Raw genomic sequence first — 22355 nt, 5'->3', positions numbered from 1 at the left:
AGCTGACAGGGGTCAAGGTTGCGTGCGCCGAGAGGCGTTGAGGGGCGCGCAGAAACACGAATCCCGCCATGGGGGCGGGATTCGTTTGCAGGCAGCAGGCGCGTGTTGCGCGCGGGCCTGGTCTTAGCCTGGGAACAGCTCGGACAGTTTCATCGCCAGCATCATGTCGCCTTCGGCGCGCAGCTTGCCGGCCATGAACGCTTGCATGCCATCGGTGCTGCCGTCGACGATACCTTCCAGGGTTTCGCCGTCCATCACCAGGGTCACCTGGGCGTCCGGGTTCTCACCTTCCTGCAGCTCGCAGGTGCTGTCCTTGACGATCAGCGAGAAGTGCTTGTCATCGTCAATGCGGAAACCGAAGACCAGGTCCAGGCCGGCAGCGGCGGCTGGGTTGAACTTGGCTTTCATGGCTTGTACGGCGTCGGCTACGGAGGTCATGGTGTCGATCCTTATTTGGGTTGTACAGCAAGGGTCTTGGGTAATTCGGCCTCAGCGGAAGGTGATGAGGTCCGGGGCCTTCAGCAGTTGCAGGTGGGCGTGACTGTTGAAGGACGCCAGGGCCACCTCGCGCCCCCTGAATTTAAGCTGGTTGAGCGAGGTGTTGACGATTTGCCAATTCAGTTCGAAGGCCTGTCGGGCGGGAATCCGGGTGATCAGGTGGAGCAGGGCGGTGATGGTGCCGCCGGACGTGAACACGGCGATTTTCTGGCGGTTGTCGGCCTGTTCGAGGATCCGCTGCAGGCCGCCCTGGACCCGCTCGACGAAACCCAGCCAGCTTTCCAGGCCGGGCGGGTCATATCGCCCTTCGAGCCAGCGTTCGATGATCAGCGCGAAGATGCGTTGGAACTCGGCACGGTTCTGCGCGGCGTTGCGCAGGACATCCAGCGCCTCGGGCTCCTGTGTGAGCATGTTCGGCAACAGCGCGCGGATGACCGCATCGGCGTCGAATTCGTTGAAGGCTGCGTCGATTTCCAGCACGGGAACCGGCAGCCCGGCGGCGCTCATCTGGCCCAGGGCACCGGAGGCGGTGTCCTGCTGGCGGCGCAGGTCTCCCGAGAGGCAGCGATCGAACACGACACCCAGTTCTGCCAGGTGATTACCCAGCACTTGGGCTTGGCGCACACCGTTGGGCGAAAGGACATCGTAGTCGTCCGCACCGAAGGAGGCCTGGCCATGTCGAATCAGATAGATGCTGCCCACGTCCGCGTCATCCCGGTACGTTGAAGGTTTGGCGAGGTTATGAGGATGACGGTGAGCTGTCAATGAAAAAACATACGCTTGTTTGAAATGTCCGTTGGAGCTTTGTTCGGCCTCGCTCGGACGAAGGTAACCATAGGTTTCTTGGCTGGCCGCGGCGCAGGCGCATGGGTATGCTGGAGGCGTTACGCGCCTGCGTTCAGTGGCGCATTGCATTTAAGGAGTCGCTGTGGAGTTTTTCATCGAGTACGCCGGGTTCCTGGCCAAGACCGTGACGCTGGTGATCGCCATCCTGGTGGTGCTGGCCAGTTTCGCGGCGCTGCGCAGCAAGGGGCGGCGCAAGTCGGTTGGCCAGTTGCAGGTGAGCAAGCTCAACGATTTCTACAAGGGGCTGCGCGAGCGCCTGGAACAGACGCTGCTGGACAAGGACCAGCTCAAGGCCCTGCGCAAGACCGAAGGCAAGACTGAAAAGGCGCAGAAAAAGCAGAAGGCCAAGCCGGCGCCCAAGTCCCGGGTGTTCGTGCTGGATTTCGACGGCGACATCAAGGCGTCGGCCACCGAGAGCCTGCGCCATGAAATCACCGCGTTGCTGACCCTGGCCACGCCGAAGGACGAAGTGGTGCTGCGCTTGGAAAGCGGCGGCGGCATGGTCCACAGCTACGGCCTGGCCTCGTCGCAACTGGCGCGGATCCGTCAGGCCGGCGTGCCGTTGACAGTCTGCATCGACAAGGTGGCGGCCAGCGGCGGCTACATGATGGCCTGCATCGGCGAGAAGATCATCAGCGCGCCTTTCGCCATCCTGGGGTCCATCGGCGTCGTCGCCCAGTTGCCCAACGTCAACCGCCTGCTGAAGAAACATGACATCGATTTCGAGGTGCTGACCGCTGGCGAATACAAGCGCACCTTGACGGTGTTCGGCGAAAACACCGAGAAGGGCCGGGAGAAGTTCCAGGAAGACCTGGACATCACCCATGAGCTGTTCAAGAACTTCGTCTCCAACTACCGTCCGCAACTGGCCATCGACGAAGTGGCGACCGGCGAAGTCTGGCTGGGCGTCGCGGCCCTGGGCAAAGGCCTGGTGGACGAGCTGAAGACCAGCGACGAATACCTGGCCGAACGGGCCAAGGGCGCCGAGCTTTACCACCTGCACTACGCCGAGCGTAAAAGCCTGCAGGAACGCATCGGCATGGCGGCCAGCGGGTCGGTGGACCGGGTGCTGTTGAGCTGGTGGAGCCGCCTGACCCAGCAGCGGTTCTGGTAATCCACCAAGCCTGCTCTCGCCACTACCCATGTGGGAGCGGGCTTGCCCGCGAAAGCGGTGGGTCAGGCGACATCCATTTTGCTTGTGCTGACAGCATTCGCGAGCAAGCCCGCTCCCACAGGGAGCGAGGTGGTTTGAAGAGCCTCGTCCACCCATGAAAAAGCCCTGGACCAGTCACCCGGTCCAGGGCTTTTTTATTGCTTGAGGCTCAGCGACGACGAAACAGCGGCAGCGGTTCGTCAGTGGCGGCCTGGTAAGTCACCGAGAAGTCCTTGAGGCTTTCAAGGGCTTCGTACGGGTCCTTGTCGGCGCGCAGGGCGAAGGCGTCGAAGCCGCAGCGGCGCATGTAGAACAACTGGTCGCGCAGCACGTCGCCAATCGCCCGCAGCTCGCCCTTGAAACCATAGCGGTCACGCAGCAGGCGGGCGTTGGAGTAGCTACGGCCGTCGGTGAACGCCGGGAAGTTCAGCGCAATGACTTGCAACTGATTGGCGTCATCACCGATCTCTTCCGCTTCTTCGTCGGCATCCAGCCAGACACCCAGGCCGCCGTCGCGGGCCTTGAGGGCATGCGCATGGTCGCGCCACAGGGCCAGGGGCACGATCAGGTCGTCGCAGTTGGAGATACCGTCGAGGGTCGCGTCCTTGGGCAGCAGGTGCCAGGTTTCGTCGATGACCTCGTTGTTCTTAATGATTCGCTGCATAGACGCGTTCCTTGAAGAGGTCGATGCCAATACGTTGGTAAGTGTCGATGAAGCGCTCGTCTTCGGTCCGTTGTTCAACGTACACGTCGATCAGCTTCTCGATCACGTCAGGCATGTCGTCCTGGGCAAAGGACGGGCCGAGGATCTTGCCCAGGCTGGCGTCGCGGCTACCGCTGCCGCCCAGGGAGACCTGGTAGAACTCTTCGCCTTTCTTGTCCACGCCGAGGATGCCGATGTGGCCGACGTGGTGGTGACCGCACGCGTTCATGCAACCGGAAATGTTCAGGTCCAGCTCGCCGATGTCGAACAGGTAGTCCAGGTCATCGAAACGACGCTGGATCGATTCGGCGATCGGGATCGACTTGGCGTTGGCCAGCGAGCAGAAGTCGCCGCCCGGGCAGCAGATGATGTCGGTCAGCAGGCCGATGTTCGGCGTGGCGAAACCTTGTTCGCGCAGCTCGCCCCAGAGGGTGAACAGTTGAGTCTGTTCAACGTCCGCCAGGATGATGTTCTGCTCGTGGGAGGTACGCAATTGACCGAAGCTGTAGCGCTCGGCCAGGTCGGCCACGGCATCGAGCTGCTTGTCGGTGATATCGCCCGGCGCGACGCCGGTCGGTTTCAGCGACAGCGTCACCGCGACGTAACCTGGCTTCTTGTGGGCCAGGGTGTTGCGGCTGCGCCAGCGGGCGAATCCTGGGTGTTCCTTGTCGAGGGCGGCGAGCTCGGCATCCTGGTTGCCCAGGGCCTTGTACTGCGGATCGACGAAGTGCTTGGCGACGCGATGGACTTCGGCTTCGGTCAGGGTGGTCTGGCCGCCGCGCAGGTGCGCCATCTCGGCTTCGACCTTCTCGGCGAACACTTCAGGCGTGAGGGCCTTGACCAGGATCTTGATCCGCGCCTTGTACTTGTTGTCCCGACGACCGTAGCGGTTGTACACCCGCAGGATGGCGTCCAGGTAGCTCAAGAGGTCCTGCCACGGCAGGAACTCGTTGATGAACGCACCGACCACTGGCGTACGCCCGAGGCCACCGCCCACCAGCACCCGGAAGCCCAGTTCGCCGGCGGCGTTGTAGACCGTTTCCAGGCCGATGTCGTGGACCTCGATGGCGGCGCGGTCCGAGGACGAGCCGTTGATGGCAATCTTGAACTTGCGCGGCAGGTAGGCGAATTCCGGATGGAAGGTGGTCCACTGGCGGACGATTTCGCACCACGGGCGCGGGTCGATCAGCTCATCGGCGGCGACGCCGGCGAACTGGTCGGTGGTGACGTTGCGCAGGCAGTTGCCGCTGGTCTGGATCGCGTGCATCTGCACGGTCGCCAGTTCGGCCAGGATCTCAGGCACGTCTTCCAGGGCTGGCCAGTTGTACTGGACATTCTGCCGGGTACTGATATGGGCATAGCCCTTGTCGTAGTCGCGGGCGATCTGGGCCAGCTTGCGCACCTGACGCGAGGTCAGTTGGCCATAAGGCACGGCCACACGCAGCATCGGGGCGAACCGCTGGATATACAGGCCATTCTGCAGGCGCAGAGGGCGGAATTCTTCTTCGCTCAGCTCGCCTGCCAGATAGCGTCGGGTCTGATCACGGAACTGCTTGACGCGGTCCTCGATGATCCGCTGATCGTACTCGTCATATACGTACATATAAGTCTCGGTCTCAGGCTTGGGCCGATCAGAAACAGCTGCGTGTTGGCTCGCTGGAATCGGGTTCTGCCTCGGCAATTCTGCGCGCACGGCCGCGCACTCCTAAAGGAGCCGGTGCAAGATACCTGTTTTGAGTTATGCGCAAAAGTGATGTTTGAGTATATGTAAAGAACCAAATGGCCTAATGAGATCTATCGGCGCGTAACCCACATTTGTCGTATGGGCAATCATCGTCTTAACTGTGGTCGAGTCTTTCTGCAATCACCTAAAAAACCGACAAGAGGCGATGCAATGAGCAATCCGACCAAAGCAAGGAAAAGCGACAGTACTGTCGATGCCTGGGCCATTCTGTTCCTGATTATCCTGGTGGTGGGCACCGCGGTTTTCTGGGTCAGCCATCAGTAATCGATCGACTATGCGATGAAAAACCTGTGGGAGCGGGCTTGCTCGCGAAATGCGGTATGTCAGCCAACATTCATATTGACTGAATCACCGCATTTCGCGAGCAAGCCCGCTCCCACAGAAGGGTGTGGTGGCTGGGGGGGCGCTACAACCCCGCCAGGTGCACCACCAGCTTGACGATGCCAAACAGCGTCAGGGCGAAGATCACCGTGAAGGCGATGCCCAGTATCACGAAGTGACTCGGTTTGCCGTGGGTGAAATCACGGGCGCGGTTCTTGCCGCTTTGCACGCCGAAAGCGGCGGCCAGCACGCTGTGCATCATCTGCAGCAGGGTCGGCGGCTTGTTGTCGACTGGATCGTCCATAAATCTCTCGTCTGCCATGGGTCTGGGACAAGCATAGACAACCCGTGAAAAAAAGGATCACGGCCGTTGCCGACCGTGATCCCTTCACTCAGTTGTCATAGCCCAGGTTCGGCGCCAGCCAGCGCTCGGTCACGCTCAGGTCCTGGCCCTTGCGGCCGGTGTAGCTCTGGACCTGGTCCTTGTCGATCTTGCCCACGGCGAAGTATTGCGCCTGCGGATGGGCGAAGTACCAGCCGCTGACGGCCGCCGCCGGGAACATGGCGTAGTGTTCGGTGAGAAACACGCCGCTGCGTCCAGCCTTGAGTTCGCTGGCCTCGGGGTCGAGCAGGCGGAACAGGGTGGCTTTCTCGGTGTGGTCCGGGCAGGCCGGGTAGCCGGGAGCGGGGCGGATACCGCTGTATTGCTCCTTGATCAGTGCCTCGTTGTCCAGGCTTTCGTCCTTGGCATAACCCCAGTGTTCCTTGCGCACCTGCTGGTGCAGCCATTCGGCGCAGGCCTCGGCCAGGCGGTCGGCCAAAGCCTTGACCATGATCGAGTTGTAGTCGTCGCCAGCGTCCTGGTAGGCCTTGGCCACTTCCTCGGCGCCGATGCCGGCGGTGGTGATGAAGCCGCCCACGTAGTCGGTCACGCCGCTGTCCTTGGGGGCGACGAAGTCGGCCAGGGAGAAGTTCGGCTTGCCGTCGGTCTTGATGATCTGCTGGCGCAGGTGATGCAGGCGAGCCAGCGGCTTGCCGTCATCGCCGTAGACTTCCAGGTCGTCGTCATGCACCTGGTTGGCCGGCCAGAAGCCGAACACGGCGCGGGCGCTGATGAGCTTTTCGTCGATCAGCTTGCGCAACATGGCCTGGGCATCGGCGTACAGCGCGGTGGCGGCTTCCCCGACCACTTCGTCGGTGAGGATGCGCGGGAATTTGCCGGCCAGGTCCCAGGAGATGAAAAACGGCGTCCAGTCGATGTATTCGGCCAGGACGTCAAGATCGATGTTGTCCAGCACCTTGGCGCCCGTGAACGTCGGCTTGACCGGTTGGTAGCTGCTCCAGTCGAACTGCGGCTTCTTGGCGATGGCAGCGCTGTAGCTCAGGCGCTCGGTGCGGGCGCTGCGGTTGGCGGTGCGTTCGCGCACGTCCATGTAGTCCTGGCGGGTCTTCTCGACGAACCCCGCCTTCAGCTCCTTGGACAGCAACTGCGTGGCAACGCCCACGGCGCGGGAGGCGTCGGTGACGTAGATCACCGCATCGTTGCTGTACTTGGGCTCGATCTTCACCGCGGTGTGGGCCTTGGAGGTGGTGGCGCCACCGATCATCAACGGCAGGTGGAAATCCTGGCGCTGCATCTCGCGGGCCACGTGCACCATTTCATCCAGCGATGGGGTGATCAGGCCGGACAGGCCGATGATGTCGCACTTCTCGTCCTTGGCCACCTGCAGGATCTTTTCTGCCGGCACCATCACGCCCAGGTCGACGATGTCGTAGCCGTTGCAACCGAGGACCACGCCGACGATGTTCTTGCCGATGTCATGGACGTCGCCCTTGACCGTGGCCATCAGGATCTTGCCCTTGGCTTCCGGCTTGTCACCTTTTTCCGCTTCGATGAACGGGATCAGGTGGGCCACGGCCTGTTTCATCACCCGCGCCGACTTGACCACCTGGGGCAGGAACATCTTGCCGGCGCCGAACAGGTCGCCAACGATGTTCATGCCAGCCATCAGCGGGCCTTCGATGACTTCGATCGGGCGGGCGAAGGACAGTCGCGATTCTTCGGTGTCTTCGACGATGTGGGTGGTGATGCCCTTGACCAGCGCATGTTCCAGGCGCTTGTTGACCTCCCAGCCGCGCCACTCTTCGGTTTCCGCTTCCTTGACGCTGCCATCGCCCTTGTACTTGTCGGCGATGGCGAGCAGGGCGTCGGTGCCCTCGGGCGTGCGGTTGAGGATCACGTCTTCGACGGCGTCGCGCAGCTCCACCGGGATCTGGTCGTAGATCTCCAACTGGCCGGCGTTGACGATACCCATGGTCAGGCCCGCGCGGATCGCATACAGCAGGAACACCGAGTGAATCGCCTCGCGCACCGGGTTGTTGCCGCGGAACGAGAAGGACACGTTGGACACGCCGCCGGAGGTCAGCGCGTAGGGCAGCTCGTCGCGAATGTAGGCGCAGGCGTTGATGAAATCCACGGCATAGTTGTTGTGCTCTTCGATGCCGGTGGCCACGGCGAAGATGTTCGGGTCGAAAATGATGTCTTCCGGTGGGAAGCCCACTTCATTGACCAGGATGTCGTAGGAACGCTTGCAGATTTCCTTCTTGCGCGCCTCGGTGTCGGCCTGGCCGGCTTCGTCGAAGGCCATCACCACCACGGCGGCGCCGTAGCGCTTGCACAGCTTGGCGTGGTGGATGAACTGCTCGACGCCTTCCTTCATGCTGATGGAGTTGACGATGCCCTTGCCCTGGATGCACTTGAGGCCGGCTTCGATCACGTCCCACTTTGAGGAGTCGATCATGATCGGCACGCGGGAGATGTCCGGTTCGCCGGCGATCAGGTTGAGGAAGGTCACCATGGCCTTCTTCGAGTCGAGCATGCCCTCGTCCATGTTGATGTCGATCACCTGGGCGCCGGCCTCGACCTGTTGCAGGGCCACTTCGAGGGCTTCGGTGTAGTTGTCTTCGCGGATCAGCCGGGCGAACTTGGCGGAGCCGGTGATGTTGGTCCGCTCGCCCACGTTGACGAACAGCGAGTTGCGGTCGATGGTGAACGGTTCCAGGCCCGACAGGCGGCAGGCCCGTGGAATCTCCGGAATCTGTCGCGGGGCATAACCGGCCACGGCCTTGGCGATGGCTTCGATGTGCGCCGGCGTGGTGCCGCAGCAGCCGCCGACGATGTTCAGGAAGCCGCTCTGGGCGAACTCCTCGATGACCTTGGCGGTTTCGGCCGGCAGTTCGTCGTATTCGCCGAATTCGTTGGGCAGGCCGGCGTTCGGGTGCGCCGAGACATGGGTGTTGGCCTTGTTCGACAGCTCTTCGAGGTAAGGCCGCAGCTCGCGGGCACCAAGGGCGCAGTTCAGGCCCACGGAGATCGGCTTGGCGTGGGCCACGGAGTTCCAGAAGGCTTCGGTGGTCTGGCCGGAGAGGGTGCGGCCGGAGGCGTCGGTGATGGTGCCGGAGATCATGATCGGCAGCTCGACGCCCAGCTCTTCATAAACCCCTTGTACGGCGAAAATCGCCGCCTTGGCGTTCAATGTGTCGAAGATGGTTTCGATCAGGATCAGGTCGGCGCCGCCTTCGATCAGGCCCCGGGTGGCCTCGGTGTAGTTTTCCACCAGTTCATCGAAGGTCACGTTGCGGTAGCCGGGGTTGTTCACGTCTGGTGAGAGCGAGCAGGTACGGCTGGTCGGGCCGAGCACGCCGGCGACGAAGCGTGGCTTGTCCGGGGTTTCCAGGGTCTTGGCGTCGGCCACCTGACGGGCCAGGCGCGCGCCTTCGACGTTCAGCTCATAGGCCAGGCCCTGCATGCCGTAGTCGGCCTGGGACACCTGGGTGGCGTTGAAGGTGTTGGTCTCCAGGATGTCGGCACCGGCATCCAGGTAGGCTTTTTCGATGGCGCCGATCACGTCGGGGCGACTCAGCACCAGCAGGTCGTTGTTGCCCTTGACGTCGCTCGGCCAGTCGGCGAAACGCTTGCCGCGATAGTCCTGCTCTTCCAGCTTGTAGCTCTGGATCATCGTGCCCATGCCACCGTCGAGGATCAGGATGCGTTCCTTGAGGGCTTGCTGGAGAAGATAAAGGCGAGCGCTGCGATCAGACATAGGACTACCTGGAAAAATGACGATGACGAAAGCCGGGATGATAGCAAACCTGTGCGGTATTTGATCGCAGGTGCCTTTTGCATGAATCTCGCTCATGTTTGCAAGGGAGTGCTGGCCCGGTAGAATCGCCGGACTTTCTTTCAGGATCCGCGACATGCCGTACCGGGTTTTCGTCGGCAGTCTGCTGCTGCTGTGGTCTTTCATTGCAGTGGCCGGGGATCCCGTCCCGGCACTTTCCTACACGCGCGACATCCAGCCGATCTTCACGGAGAAATGCGTGGCCTGCCACGCCTGCTACGACTCCGCCTGCCAGTTGAACCTGGGCAGCGGCGAAGGCGTGGCCCGGGGCGCGAGCAAACTGTCGGTGTATGACGGTGAGCGGCGAGTGGCGGCGGAGCCGACCCGGTTGTTCTATGACGCGTCCGGCCAGCGGGCCTGGCAGCGCAAGGGGTTCTATTCGGTACTCGATGCCCAGGGCAGCCAGGCGGCGTTGATGGCGCGGATGCTGGAACTGGGCCACCGCACGCCACTGACGCCCAACGCCAAGCTGCCCGAAGACATCGTGCTCGGGCTCAACCGCGACAACAGTTGCGCGGTGCCGGGGCAATTCGACGAGTATGCCGCCGCACATCCGCGCGAAGGCATGCCCCTGGCCGTCACCGGTCTGACCGACCAGCAGTACCAGACGTTGCAGCGCTGGCTGGCGGCCGGTGCGCCCATCGACCAGCAGGCCCTGGCCCCGAGCGCTGCCGAGGCCTTGCAGGTGGTGCAGTGGGAGAACCTGCTCAATGCGCCTGGCGCCCGGGAAAGCCTGGTGGGGCGCTGGTTGTTCGAGCACTGGTTTCTGGCGCACATCTATTTCAAGGACGGCGAGCCGGGGCATTTCTTCCAGTGGGTGCGCTCACGCACGCCCACCGGCCAGCCCATCGACCTGATCAACACCCGCCGCCCGAACGACGATCCCGGCACCCGCATCTATTACCGGCTGTGGCCGGTGCAGGGGGTGATCGTGCACAAGACCCACATCACCTATGGCTTGAGCCCGGCCAAGATGGCGCGGATCAAGAGCCTGTTCTACAGCGGCAAGTGGCAGGTCAGCGCGTTGCCGGGCTATGGGCCGGAGCGTCGGGCCAATCCGTTCTCCACCTTCGAGGCGATCCCGGCCCAGGCGCGCTACCAGTTCATGCTTGATAACGCCGAGTACTTCGTGCGCACCTTCATCCGTGGGCCGGTGTGCCGGGGTCAGATCGCCACGGATGTGATCCGCGACAATTTCTGGGCGCTGTTCCAGGCCCCCGAGCATGACCTGTACATCACCGACCCGAACTATCGCGGCCAGGCCACGCCGTTGCTGGCGATGCCGGGACAGAATGACGACGTCGGCAGCGTCCTGAGCCTGTGGCGCGACTACCGCGACAAGCGCAACGCGTACGAAGCGTTGCGCCGCGACAACTACGCCGAGCTGCCGCCGCCGAGTTGGTCGACGTTGTGGGCCGGTAATGACAATGCGCTGTTGAGCATCTTCCGGCATTTCGACAGCGCCTCGGTGACCAAGGGATTGATCGGCGACGTGCCGCAGACGATGTGGCTGTTCGATTTCCCGCTGCTGGAGCGCACCTATTACCAGTTGGCGGTGAACTTCGATGTGTTCGGCAATGTGTCCCACCAGGCCCAGACCCGGCTGTACTTCGACCTGATCCGCAACGGCGCCGAGCAGAACTTCCTGCGCCTGATGCCGGCCGATTCCCGCGAAGCCTACCTTGACGACTGGTACCAGTCCGGGGGCAAGTTCAAGATGTGGCTCGATTACGAGGCCATCGACGATGACAAGCCGACCGCGCTCAAGCTCGATGAACACGACCCGATGCGCGATTTCACCCGCCAATTGCTGGCTCGCTATGGCGAGCTGAACGCGCGGCCCGACCCGATCAACCGCTGCGAGGGCGCCTATTGCTCGCGGCCGAACATCGATCCGGCCCTGCAGAACGCCGAGCAGGCCCTCAGCCGCCTGGTGTCACGCCCGGCGGCGGGGCTCAGCGTCATCAATCAACTGCCCGAAGCGACCCTGCTGCGGGTCGAAACCCCTGGCGGCCATCGTGAGGTCTACAGCCTGATGCGCAACCGGGCCCACAGCAACGTGGCGTTCCTGCTGGGCGAGGAACTGCGTTACCAACCCGGCCTGGACACCTTGACGGTGTACCCGGGGGTGCTCAGCAGCTACCCGAACTTTATCTTCAACATCCCGGCCGGGCAGGTGCCGGCGTTCGTCGATGCCATGGAAAGCGCCCAGGACGAGCCGGCGTTCGAGCGGATTGTCGAGCGCTGGGGGATTCGCCGCAGTCACCCGCAGTTCTGGTTCTACTTCCACGACCTGAGCCAGTACATCCACGAGACGGAGCCGTTGGAAGCCGGTGTGCTGGACATGAACCGCTACCAGAACCTCTGACGTGAACGGCCGGCTTCGCGGATCGTGTCGCCGGCTGCTTTCCTGACAAAAATACTGGGACTTTGTCCGGCGCGATGATTGGCGTAAACTGCCGGCAAGCCTGCGAGGAGTTTCCATGACCGCCATAACCATTACCGATGCCGCCCACGATTACCTGGCCGACCTGCTGTCCAAGCAGAACACCCCGGGGATCGGGATCCGTATCTTCATCACCCAGCCCGGCACTCAGTACGCTGAAACCTGCATTGCCTACTGCAAGCCTGGGGAAGAGAAACCCGAAGACACCGCGCTGGGGCTCAAGAGCTTCACCGCCTACATCGATTCGTTCAGCGAAGCGTTTCTCGATGATGCCGTGGTCGACTACGCCACCGACCGCATGGGCGGCCAGCTGACTATCAAGGCGCCTAACGCCAAGGTGCCGATGGTCAATGCCGACAGCCCGATCAACGAGCGCATCAACTACTACCTGCAAACCGAAATCAACCCGGGGCTGGCCAGCCACGGCGGCCAGGTGTCGCTGATCGACGTGGTGGAAGACGGCATCGCCGTGCTCCAGTTCGGCGGCGGCTGCCAAGGCTGCGGCCAGGCCGACGTGACCCTGAAGGAAGGCATCGAGCGCACCCTGCTCGAACGCATCCCTGAGCTCAAGGGCGTGCGTGACGTGACCGACCACACTCAGAAAGAGAACGCCTACTACTGATTGGCGCAGGCTGGGCTACCGCTTCGCGAGCAAGCTCGCTCCCACAAGGATTGCGGTGAGTCCTGTGGGAGCGAGCTTGCTCGCGAAGGCGGCGGTACATACAGCACGTCAGCCACCTGATACACCGTTTTCGCGAGCAAGCCCGCTCCCACAGGGATTCGGGTCGATCCGGCTGACGGCTCAGGGCCTGTAGAGGTGCGCATGCCCGGCGCGGTACAGCGATGACTCGCTGAACACATCATTGCCCAGCACTCGTCCCACCAGGATCAGTGCGGTGCGGCGAAAGCCCTTGGCCTGGACCTTTGCAGCGATGTCCGCCAGCGTACCCACGGCCCAATCCTGATCCGGCCAGGTGGCCCGGTGGATCACGGCGACCGGGCAATCCGCGCCGTAGTGGGGCAGCAGTTCAGCCACGATTTTTTCCAGATGATTGACCCCCAGGTGAACCGCCAGGGTTGCGCCGTGTTGCGCCAGGCTGCCCAGTTCCTCCCCGGCGGGCATGGCGGTCTTGTCGGCGTAACGGGTCAGGATGACGCTCTGGGACACGTCCGGCAGGGTCAGCTCGGCGCCCAGCAGGGCGGCGCAGGCGGACGTTGCGGTAACGCCCGGAATGATCTCGAACGGAATCTCCAACGCCCGCAGGCAGCGAATCTGCTCACCGATGGCGCCGTACAGGCTCGGGTCCCCGGAGTGCACCCGGGCGACGTCCTGGCCCTTGAGGTGGGCCGCCCTGATCAATTCGATGATCTGTTCGAGGTGCAGTTCGGCGCTGTTGATCACCTGCTCGGCGCGGTGGCCTTCCAGCACGGCGGCCGGCACCAGGGAGCCGGCGTAGATGATCACGGCGCAGCCGCGGATCAGCCGCTGGCCCTTGACGGTGATGAGTTCCGGGTCGCCGGGGCCGGCGCCGATGAAGTAAACGGTCATGACCGGCTCCTGCAGGGTAGGTGAGTGGCGCTTGGATGAAGATCGCTCATGATCCTGGGCGTGGATTATCGGGATTTACGCCACGACCGCCAAGGCCAGCGTGCTCTTGAGGCCTCGCTGGCGGGTAATCAGCAGCGTGGCCGGTGCCGTGCCCCAGCGGTCGGCCAGGGCCAGGGCGGCGCTTTCGGCGATGCCGTAGCAGCCGGTCCGTTCGAAGGCAATGTCGGAGCGGTGGCTGAGACGGTCCTGATAACCGGCCAACTGCTCGGCACTGAAGCACACCAGCGGCAGCGCCAGATGCTCGGCCAGCTCCAGCAGGCCCGCTTCGTTCTGCTTGAGGTCGATACTGGCCAGGGCCTGCACGTGATCAAGGTCGATGCCGTGGGCTTGCAGGGTTTGCTCCAGCAAAGCGCGCAACGCGCTGGCCGGACAACCACGCTGGCAGCCCAGGCCGATCACCAGGGTCGGCGCAGCCTGGGAAGAGCGGCTATTCATGCCTCGTGGTGGGCTTGACCGTCACGGCGGAACAGCCAGGCGCTGATCAGGCCCAGGGTCAGCCAGAACGCCACGTTGGTCAGCTGCGAGGCGATCTTGAACTGGGTTTCAAGGGCTTCGGGTGCGAGCATCGAGTGGACCTCCGGTTGCGGTGCGCCAATGACGTGGGGCACCAGCAGGGTTGCCACGCCCAGCAGCTTGAGCAGCCAGTGCCGGCCGAAGGCGATCAGGGCGATGCCCACCGCGGTGGAGGCGGCGGTGCCGATCCACCACATCTGCCGCTGGGCCAGGTCAGCCGCCGCCGTGCCGGGCAACTCCGGCGGCAAGCCGAGGGTCGGAGCCAGGACGAACGTGGCATAGCCGGCCAGCCCCCAGAGCAGGCCCTGGGCGGTGCGGGTCGGTGCGCGCAAGGTGTACAAGCCGGCCAGCATCAACGCAAAGCCCACCGCAACCACCAGGTTGCCGCCCGTGGTGGACAGCACGCGCTGCCAGCCGTCTTCCGGCTCCCAGGCTTCGGCGTCATGGGTATGGGCGACCCCGGCCGCGTGCTCGTGGACTTCGGCCGCGGGGGCTTTTTCATAGGTCTCTGCCTGGAGAATCAGCGGCGATACCCAGAAACTTTGCAGGAGGGTCAGCAGCAGGGCGGCCAGCAATCCACTGAAACCGGCGGTCTGGGCGATACGCTTGATCATGTCGTCAGGTCTCAATGGCACGGAAAGGCGGCGCTGTGGCGGGTGTCGTGGGCAGCGTTGTGCACCGCTTCGATGTGGGAGAACCCGGCGAAATAGACCAGCCCGGCACCCAGGATCGAGGCGAGGATCGCCGCGCTCAGGCGCTGGCTCAGGGTGGTGGTGCTGCTGGCGGTGCGGACGGTGCTGCTGATGGTCGACATGGCGCTTCCCTCTGTTCTTGTCTTGTCCAGTGGGGAAATCGAGCGCAATGAAAACCCTGGCGCAGGTCGCCAAGGTTCGAACAGCGCCCGCCCACCGCGGGTTTGTTGATGCTTGAGTCATGGGCCGGTCTCCGGGCTCGCGAGGGGCAGGGGCTGGGCCTTGCCGGCAAGCGTCACCTTCCCATGCCATGGGCACAGTGGTTAAGACGCTTCGCTCGCTTACCGTTGCGGGGGCAGCACCGGACTGACGTGGCCTTGAAGTAAAGCACACGATTCACCGGTTTCCCGTTTCACCCTGTGAAGGGCACCCGTAACTAGGCGCACAGGAGAGCATGGGCGGGGGCGGGCGTCAATGTACAAGGGCAGACGAGCGGGCTGTTGTGGCGAGGGAGCCTGCTCCCGCTGGGCAGCGCAGCGGCCCCCGGCTCTTTTCGGTCGCTGCGCAACCGAGCGGGAGCAAGCTCCCTCGCCACAACAGCATTCTGCATCTTGCTTGCGGAGATTGACCCGCCTGCACACCCTGCGTAGCCTTGCGCCTTCGAGGTTCTTCGGTTCGCGCCGAAGCTAAGAAGGGAACGCGGTCCAAGCCGCGGCTGCCCCCGCAACTGTGAACGGTGACGTTCCTGCCGGGCCACTGTGCATGTGCACGGGAAGGCGCAGGAATTGCCTGCCCAGGCTTTGTCAAAGCCGGGCCGGCCCCGCCGTCAGCCAGGAGACCTGCCTCGAGACAGATTCTCACTACAACCGGGCGGGGTGATCCGGTGGCGAAATCTTCCGCGCACCCCTGTGCCTGCGGTTGTCGTCCCGTTTGCCCGCCACCTTGCCAAAGGGCATCCGATGAAAACACTGGCCAAACTCCCCGTCACCATCGTCACCGGTTTCCTCGGCTCGGGTAAAACCACGTTGCTGCGGCACATGCTCGACAACGCTCAGGGCCGCCGCATCGCGGTGATCGTCAATGAATTCGGCGAACTGGGCATCGACGGTGAGATCCTCAAGCAGTGCTCCATCGGTTGCACCGAAGAAGAAGCCAACGGCCGCGTCTACGAGCTGGCCAACGGCTGCCTGTGCTGCACGGTGCAGGAAGAGTTCTTCCCGGTGATGCGTGAGTTGGTGGCCCGGCGTGGCGACCTCGACCACATCCTCATCGAAACCTCCGGCCTGGCCTTGCCCAAGCCGTTGGTCCAGGCTTTCCAGTGGCCGGAAATCCGCAGCGCCTGCACCGTCGACGCGGTCATCACCGTGGTCGACAGCCCCGCCGTGGCGGCCGGCACTTTCGCTGCGTTCCCCGACCAGGTGGACGCCATGCGCAAACTCGATCCGAACCTGGACCACGAATCGCCGCTGCACGAACTGTTCGCCGATCAACTGGCGAGCGCCGACCTGGTGATCCTCAACAAGGCCGACCTGATCAGCCCCGAAGACCTGGCGAAAGTCCGTCTGGAAGTGGCCGAGGAGTTGCCGCCGGCGGTCAAGGTCATCGAAGCCAGCAGCGGCCGCCTGCCACTGGACGTGTTGATCGGCCTGGGCGCCGGCTCCGAAGAACACATCGACGCTCGCCACAGCCATCACGACCATCACCATGATGGCGACGAAGATGACCATGATCACGACGCTTTCGACTCCATCTCCATCGAACTGCCCCAGGCTGACGAGAGCCTGTTGCTGGACGCGCTCACTCAACTGGTGGTGCAACATGGCGTGCTGCGGGTCAAGGGTTTCGCGGCCATCCCGAACAAGCCGATGCGCTTGCTGGTCCAGGGTGTCGGCACGCGTTTCGACAAGCATTTCGATCGCCAATGGGGCGCCGATGAAGCGCGGGTCACCCGCCTGGTGCTGATCGGCCAGGCGCTGGACGCCGGTCTGCTCGAAGTGCAGCTGCGCGCCGCCCTCAGCGTCTAAGCCATGCACCTGCTCAGGACCCAGCCGGGCGGCTTTGTAGCGGACGACAACATTGCCGACCTGGGGCAAACCCCCGCCGAGCTGGTGATCCTGTGCAGCGGCGACTCCAGCCTGGCGCTGCTGGCCGAAGCGGCGCGGCAGTTGCCGGACGACTACCCGCCGTTTCGCCTTGCCAACCCGATGCAGGTGCAGAACCACGCCTCGGTAGACCTGTATTTCGACGACGTGCTGCGCCACGCCAAGGTCATCCTGCTGTCGCTGCACGGCGGCATCGGCTATTGGCGCTACGGCATTGAACGGCTGATGGAATTGGCTGGGCGCGGGGTGACGTTGATCCTGGTGCCGGGTGACGATCGGCCTGACCCGGAGCTGAGTGATCTCAGCAACGTGCCCTTCGAGGGGCGCGACCGGCTCTGGCAGTTCTTGCGCCAGGGTGGCCTGGGCAATGCCCTGAATCTGTTCTATAACCTGGCCAGCCAATGGTTCGGTCGCGATTACCCGTGGGACGAACCGCAGGCCCTGCCGCGTACGGCGATCTATCACCCGCAAAACACCAACGCCAGCCTCGGCGATTGGCAAGCCGACTGGCAGGCCAGCCAGCCGGTGGCGGCCCTGCTGTTTTATCGCTCGCACCTGCAAGCGGCGAACACCGCCTTCATCGACGTATTCTGTCAGCGCCTGCAAGCAGCGGGGCTCAACCCGTTGCCCATGGCCGTCGCAAGCCTCAAGGAGCCGGCCTGCCTGGCGCAGGTCGAGGATTGGCTGGATGAGGTCGAGGCGGGGGTGATCCTCAACACCACCGGGTTCGCCCAATCCAGTCCGGAAGCCCCTCACTTGCGGCCGTTTCGCCGCGACATTCCGGTGATCCAGGCGATCTGCGCTCAGGACAACGAACCCGGCTGGCGTGCCAGCGAACAAGGCCTGGGGCCGCGGGACTTGGCGATGCACATTGCCTTGCCGGAGCTGGACGGGCGAATCATCAGCCGGCCCATCAGTTTCAAGGACCTGGCCTGGCGCAGCGAGCGCAGCCAGAGCGATGTGGTCTGCTACCGGGCCGTGCCCGAGCGCATGGACTTCGTTGCGCAACTGGCCCGGCGCTGGAGCGCCCTGGCGCGGGTGCCCAACGGGGAAAAGCGGGTGGCGCTGATCCTGGCCAACTACCCGACCCGGGACGGCCGCATCGGCAACGGCGTGGGCCTGGACACCCCGGCCGCCGCGTTGAATATCCTGCGGGCCCTGCACAACGAGGGTTACCCGCTGCCGGCCGAACTGCCGGCGAGCGGCACCGCGCTGATTCAGCAGTTGCTCGGTGGGGTCAGCAACGACCTGGACAGCCTCGACCTGCGACCATGTCACCAGAGCCTGGCCGTCGAGGCTTACCAGGCGCTGTTCGACGCACTGCCTGATGCCAATCGCCAGGCGGTGCTGGCGCGCTGGGGGGCGCCCGAGCAGGACCCGATGTTCCGCGACGGCCGCCTGATGATCGCCGGCCTGCGCCTGGGCCTGACGTTCGTCGGCATCCAGCCGGCGCGGGGCTATCAGGTCGACCCGAGTGCGGTCTACCACGACCCGGACCTGGTGCCGCCCCACGGCTACCTGGCGTTCTATTTCTGGTTGCGCCACACCTACGGCGCCCACGCGGTGATCCATGTCGGCAAGCACGGCAACCTCGAATGGCTGCCAGGCAAGGGTGTCGGTTTGTCGGAAAGCTGCTGGCCGGACGCGCTGTTGGGCCCGCTGCCGAATATCTATCCGTTCATCGTCAACGACCCGGGCGAGGGCGCCCAGGCCAAGCGCCGGACCCAGGCGGTGATCATCGACCACCTGATGCCGCCGCTGACCCGCGCCGAAACCTACGGGCCGCTGCGCGACCTCGAACGGCTGGCCGACGAGTACTACGAGGCGCAACTGCTCGATCCGCGCCGCGCCCGAGAATTGCAGCGGGACATCCTGAACCTGGTGCGCGAAACCCACATCGACCGCGAACTGCAACTGGATGCTGACGCCGACGCGGCGGTCTGGCTGCCGCGCCTGGACACCTACCTGTGCGACCTGAAGGAGTCGCAGATCCGCGATGGCCTGCACATCTTCGGCGAGTCGCCTAGCGGACGGCTGCGCATCGACACGTTGCTGGCGTTGCTGCGCATTCCCCGCGGCGACGGCAAGGGTGCACAGTCGAGCCTGCTGCGGGCGCTGTCGAACGCCTTTGAACTGGGCTTCGATCCGCTGGATTGCGCCTTGGCCGAGGCCTGGGTTGGCCCTTGTCCCGAGGCGTTGCAGCAGGTCAGCGCCGAACCCTGGCGCACCGCCGGTGATACGCGCGAGCGCCTGGAGCTGTTCGCGGCGTGCTTGATCGAGCAAGCGCTGGCAGGCGACGTCCAGTGGCTGGAGGCGCCGGGCTGGGAAACGGTGCGTAGCATCATCGAGAACCTGCGCGCCGTCGTTGCCCCGCGCTTGGACGCCTGCGGCCCGGCGGAAATGCGCGGCCTGCTCGATGCCTTGGGCGGGCGCTTCGTGCCGGCCGGCCCCAGCGGTGCGCCGAGTCGCGGCCGCCTGGACGTGCTGCCCACCGGGCGTAACTTTTTCTCGGTAGACGTGCGCAACCTGCCCACCACCACGGCGTGGCGCATCGGGTTCCAGTCGGCCAACCTGATACTCGAACGGCACTTGCAGGATCACGGCGACCACCTGCGCCAGCTCGGCCTGTCGGTGTGGGGCACCGCGACCATGCGTACCGGTGGCGACGACATCGCCCAGGCCATGGCGTTGATGGGCGTGCGCCCGGTCTGGGCCACCGGCAGCCAGCGGGTGGACGATTTCGAGATCTTGCCGCTGAGCCTGCTGGACCGGCCTCGGGTCGATGTGACGCTGCGGGTCTCCGGATTCTTCCGCGATGCCTTCGCCAACCTGATTCGCCTGTTCGATGCGGCGGTTCAAGCGGTCGCGGGCCTCGATGAACCGGCCGACATGAACCCCCTGGCCGCCAAGGTGCGCAGCGAGCGTGACAGCTTGCTGGCGTCGGGCCTGGCCCCGGAGGCAGCGACCCGGCAGGCTGGCTGGCGGATCTTCGGCGCCAAGCCGGGTGCCTATGGCGCAGGCGTGCAGGGTGCCATCGACGGGCGCCTGTGGCAGAGCCGCGAGGACCTGGCCGAGGTGTACCTGAACTGGGGCGGCTACGCTTACGGTGCTCACGACGAAGGCACCGCCGCCCGGGAGCCGTTTTCCCGGCGCTTGAGCCAGGCGCAGGCGGTGTTGCAGAACCAGGACAACCGCGAACACGACGTGCTCGATTCCAACGATTACTACCAGTTCCAGGGCGGCATGCTGGCCGCGGTGGAGACCTTGAGCGGGCAAAAGGCGGCCAGTTACCACGGCGATCACAGCCAGCCGGACCTGCCGCGGATCCGCACCCTGAAGGAAGAACTCAACCGCGTCATCCGCTCCCGGGCGGCCAACCCGAAGTGGATCGACGGGGTCAAGCGTCACGGCTACAAGGGCGCGTTCGAGCTGGCGGCGACGGTGGACAATCTGTTCGCCTTCGACGCCACCACGCAACTGATCGACGACCATCAGTACGCGTTGCTGGCCGACGCCTACCTGCTCGACCCGGACACCCGGGCGTTTGTCCGCCAGCACAACCCCGATGCCCTGCGCGACATGACCGAACGCATGCTCGAAGCGCAACAGCGGGGCATGTGGCAGGCGCCAGGCGACTACCGCGAGGCGTTGGAGAATTTGCTGTTGGACATTGAAGAAGATGGCTGAGGTGCACTTGTGGCGAGGGAGCTTGCTCCCGCTCGGCTGCGCAGCAGTCGTAATCCAGGCAACGCGACACTTCAGGTGCACCGCGTTGGCCGGTTTGGGGCCGCTTCGCGCCCCAGCGGGAGCAAGCTCCCTCGCCACAGCGGACTATCGAACATTTATGAGATCCTCCACATGATCGACACCCCTCATTTCCCACTCTCCGCCGTGGTCGGCGCTGATGACCTGAAACTGGCGCTGTGCCTGGCCGCCATCGACCCGAAGATCGGCGGTGTGCTGATCGAGGGGCCGCGGGGCATGGCCAAGTCCACCCTGGCCCGGGGCCTGGCCGACCTGCTGGCCAGCGGTCAGTTCGTCACCTTGCCCTTGGGCGCCACCGAGGAGCGTCTGGTGGGCACCCTTGATCTGGACGCGGCGCTGGGGGAGGGGCGCGCGCAGTTCTCTCCCGGTGTGCTGGCCAAGGCCGACGGCGGCGTGTTGTACGTCGATGAAGTGAACCTGCTGCCCGATCATCTGGTGGACGTGTTGCTGGACGTGGCGGCAAGCGGCACTAACCTGATCGAGCGCGATGGCATTTCCCATCGGCACCCGGCGCGGTTTGTGCTGATCGGCACCATGAACCCGGAAGAGGGCGAACTGCGCCCGCAGTTGCTCGACCGGTTTGGCCTGAACGTGGCCCTCGACGGGCAAACCCCGGCAGTTGAACGCGGGCAGATCATTCGGCGGCGGTTGGATTTCGACACTGATCCGGCGGCGTTCTGTGCGCACTGGGAGAGCGCCCAGCAGGCCCTGCGTGAACGCTGCCAGCAGGCCCGCGACCGCCTGGCCGGGATCGCCCTGGATGACCTGACGCTTGCCCAGATCACCGAACGCTGTTTTGCCGCCGGGGTCGATGGCCTGCGTGCCGACCTGGTCTGGTTGCGGGCCGCCAGGGCCCACGCGGCCTGGCGTGGGGCACAGGCCATCGCTGATGAAGATATCGACGCCGTCGCCGAGTTCGCCTTGCGCCATCGGCGGCGCGGGCACTCGAGCCCGGCCCCTGCGCCGTCCCAGGCACCCTCGACGGGCGATCGCGCGGCCCAGCCCAATGAAGGCCAGGGCCAGTGGGGCGACTTGCCGGCCCAGGCCTTGCCCACCGGTGCACGGCGTGACGTGCCGAGCTGGCCAAAAAAGCCTTAGGCATTCGCCCCCGTTCGGCCGTGGGGGCGGATGCCAGGCCCCGGGCGGGGCGGTTGGACGATGGACGCCAGGGGCGCAGCAAAGTCGCCTCCAGTGGCGCGGTGAACTGGCCGGGCACTTTGCTCAAGGGCCGTCCCCAACGCTATGACGACCTGCGCTTTCAGCGCCGTCATCGCTCGCCCCATGAACTGTGGCTGGTCATCGTCGATGCCTCGGCCTCGACCCGTCGTCATCGTGCCTTGAGCGATGGCAAAGGCCTGCTGGTGCAACTGTTCGATGACGCCTACCGGCAGCGCGCGCGACTGGCCTTGCTGACCGCCAGTGGCAGTGTTCCGCACTGGCAAGTGCAAGGGCTCAAGGCCTCGACTGGGCTGCGACACTGGCTCGATGCACTCGGCGCCGGCGGCGGCACGCCGTTGCTGGCCGCGTTGCAAGAGGCCGGGCGTTGGCTGCAAGCCCGGCGCAAGCGCTACCCGGCTGAGCAGCAGCGGGTGCTGGTGATGACGGATGGACGGCTGAAGGAGGGCCTGGCGCCGTCACCTCTCGACTGCCCGAGCCTGTTGATCGACATCGAACGCGGCCCGATCCGCCTGGGCCGTGCCCGGCAATTGGCGGGGCAGTTGGGAGCCGAGTATCGGCATATCGACCAGGTTTGATGCGCTTGTTTCCGAGGTGTCTGGGCGG

At 64.4% G+C, this 22355-nt stretch carries 17 protein-coding genes and 2 riboswitches; of the genes, 7 read left to right on the top strand and 10 right to left on the bottom strand.

From position 1 onward, the window contains the following. Positions 1–123: 123 nt before the first annotated feature. Together V3H56_RS17020 and V3H56_RS17015 are read right to left on the bottom strand one after the other, a co-directional pair. Entirely contained in the window at positions 124–438 is a 315-nt protein-coding gene (locus V3H56_RS17020) for an SCP2 sterol-binding domain-containing protein (RefSeq protein ID WP_042728927.1), read from the bottom strand. Positions 439–489: 51 nt separating this feature from the next. Continuing rightward, entirely contained in the window at positions 490–1200 is a 711-nt protein-coding gene (locus V3H56_RS17015) for a histidine phosphatase family protein (RefSeq protein ID WP_047739114.1), read from the bottom strand. Positions 1201–1426: 226 nt separating this feature from the next. Between V3H56_RS17015 and sohB the strand changes: the two genes are divergently transcribed. Continuing rightward, positions 1427–2458 carry a protease SohB gene (sohB, locus tag V3H56_RS17010; RefSeq protein WP_042728925.1) on the top strand — a complete coding sequence of 344 codons (1032 nt, stop codon included), beginning with the start codon at positions 1427–1429 and terminating at the stop codon, positions 2456–2458. 208 nt (positions 2459–2666) lie between these two features. Here the strand turns inward: sohB and V3H56_RS17005 are convergent, their stop codons facing one another. The 4 genes from V3H56_RS17005 to metH form a co-directional block, all read right to left on the bottom strand. Further along, positions 2667–3161: a DUF934 domain-containing protein gene (locus tag V3H56_RS17005; RefSeq protein WP_042728924.1), complete on the bottom strand. Its 495-nt coding sequence runs from the start codon at positions 3159–3161 to the stop codon at positions 2667–2669. After that, the gene (locus tag V3H56_RS17000; protein ID WP_042728923.1) at positions 3145–4803 is read right to left on the bottom strand and encodes a nitrite/sulfite reductase; all 1659 of its coding nucleotides are present in this window, start codon (positions 4801–4803) and stop codon (positions 3145–3147) included. The genes V3H56_RS17005 and V3H56_RS17000 overlap by 17 nt, the downstream gene beginning before the upstream one ends. A 547-nt stretch (positions 4804–5350) precedes the next feature. Continuing rightward, positions 5351–5569 carry a DUF2970 domain-containing protein gene (locus tag V3H56_RS16995; RefSeq protein WP_024781254.1) on the bottom strand — a complete coding sequence of 73 codons (219 nt, stop codon included), beginning with the start codon at positions 5567–5569 and terminating at the stop codon, positions 5351–5353. Positions 5570–5657: 88 nt separating this feature from the next. Then, the gene (metH, locus tag V3H56_RS16990) at positions 5658–9368 is read right to left on the bottom strand and encodes a methionine synthase (protein ID WP_123579846.1); all 3711 of its coding nucleotides are present in this window, start codon (positions 9366–9368) and stop codon (positions 5658–5660) included. A 154-nt stretch (positions 9369–9522) separates the two neighbouring features. On the opposite strand from metH, the gene V3H56_RS16985 reads away from it, so the two are divergent. Together V3H56_RS16985 and nfuA are read left to right on the top strand one after the other, a co-directional pair. Beyond that, positions 9523–11814, top strand: a complete 2292-nt coding sequence (locus tag V3H56_RS16985; RefSeq protein ID WP_047739110.1) for a fatty acid cis/trans isomerase — start codon at positions 9523–9525, stop codon at positions 11812–11814. A 115-nt stretch (positions 11815–11929) separates the two neighbouring features. Beyond that, positions 11930–12514, top strand: a complete 585-nt coding sequence (gene nfuA / locus V3H56_RS16980) for a Fe-S biogenesis protein NfuA (RefSeq protein ID WP_024781251.1) — start codon at positions 11930–11932, stop codon at positions 12512–12514. Positions 12515–12694: 180 nt separating this feature from the next. Here nfuA and cobM read toward each other — a convergent pair whose 3' ends face one another. The 4 genes from cobM to V3H56_RS16960 form a co-directional block, all read right to left on the bottom strand. Then, complete coding sequence (cobM, locus tag V3H56_RS16975) at positions 12695–13441, bottom strand: precorrin-4 C(11)-methyltransferase (protein ID WP_212802780.1); 747 nt, start codon at positions 13439–13441, stop codon at positions 12695–12697. Between the two features lie 75 nt (positions 13442–13516). Beyond that, entirely contained in the window at positions 13517–13936 is a 420-nt protein-coding gene (locus tag V3H56_RS16970; RefSeq protein ID WP_042728919.1) for a cobalamin biosynthesis protein, read from the bottom strand. Then, the gene (locus tag V3H56_RS16965) at positions 13933–14628 is read right to left on the bottom strand and encodes a CbtA family protein (RefSeq protein ID WP_338473645.1); all 696 of its coding nucleotides are present in this window, start codon (positions 14626–14628) and stop codon (positions 13933–13935) included. Before V3H56_RS16965 ends, V3H56_RS16970 begins: the two co-directional genes overlap by 4 nt. 11 nt (positions 14629–14639) lie before the next feature. Next, positions 14640–14828, bottom strand: a complete 189-nt coding sequence (locus V3H56_RS16960; RefSeq protein WP_047739106.1) for a CbtB-domain containing protein — start codon at positions 14826–14828, stop codon at positions 14640–14642. 104 nt (positions 14829–14932) lie between these two features. Continuing rightward, positions 14933–15155: riboswitch (cobalamin riboswitch) on the bottom strand. Between the two features lie 197 nt (positions 15156–15352). Next, positions 15353–15568, top strand: a riboswitch (cobalamin riboswitch). Between the two features lie 97 nt (positions 15569–15665). Between V3H56_RS16960 and cobW the strand changes: the two genes are divergently transcribed. The 4 genes from cobW to V3H56_RS16940 all read left to right on the top strand — a co-directional run bounded on the left by cobW (position 15666) and on the right by V3H56_RS16940 (position 22327). Next, positions 15666–16730, top strand: coding sequence for a cobalamin biosynthesis protein CobW (gene cobW, locus V3H56_RS16955; protein ID WP_042732902.1), 1065 nt, complete (start codon positions 15666–15668; stop codon positions 16728–16730). 3 nt (positions 16731–16733) lie between these two features. Continuing rightward, positions 16734–20495 carry a cobaltochelatase subunit CobN gene (gene cobN, locus V3H56_RS16950; RefSeq protein WP_338473644.1) on the top strand — a complete coding sequence of 1254 codons (3762 nt, stop codon included), beginning with the start codon at positions 16734–16736 and terminating at the stop codon, positions 20493–20495. 171 nt (positions 20496–20666) lie between these two features. Continuing rightward, on the top strand, positions 20667–21671 hold the full coding sequence (locus tag V3H56_RS16945) for an AAA family ATPase (RefSeq protein WP_047739103.1): 1005 nt from the start codon (positions 20667–20669) through the stop codon (positions 21669–21671). Between the two features lie 20 nt (positions 21672–21691). Then, positions 21692–22327 carry a VWA domain-containing protein gene (locus tag V3H56_RS16940; protein WP_338473643.1) on the top strand — a complete coding sequence of 212 codons (636 nt, stop codon included), beginning with the start codon at positions 21692–21694 and terminating at the stop codon, positions 22325–22327. Positions 22328–22355 lie beyond the last annotated feature (28 nt).

This window comes from Pseudomonas sp. MS646 (genome assembly GCF_036693845.1).
Lineage (GTDB): Bacteria > Pseudomonadota > Gammaproteobacteria > Pseudomonadales > Pseudomonadaceae > Aquipseudomonas > Aquipseudomonas chlororaphis_E.
Note: the sequence above shows the minus strand (reverse complement) of the source record. Positions and strands in the feature narration are given on the sequence as shown.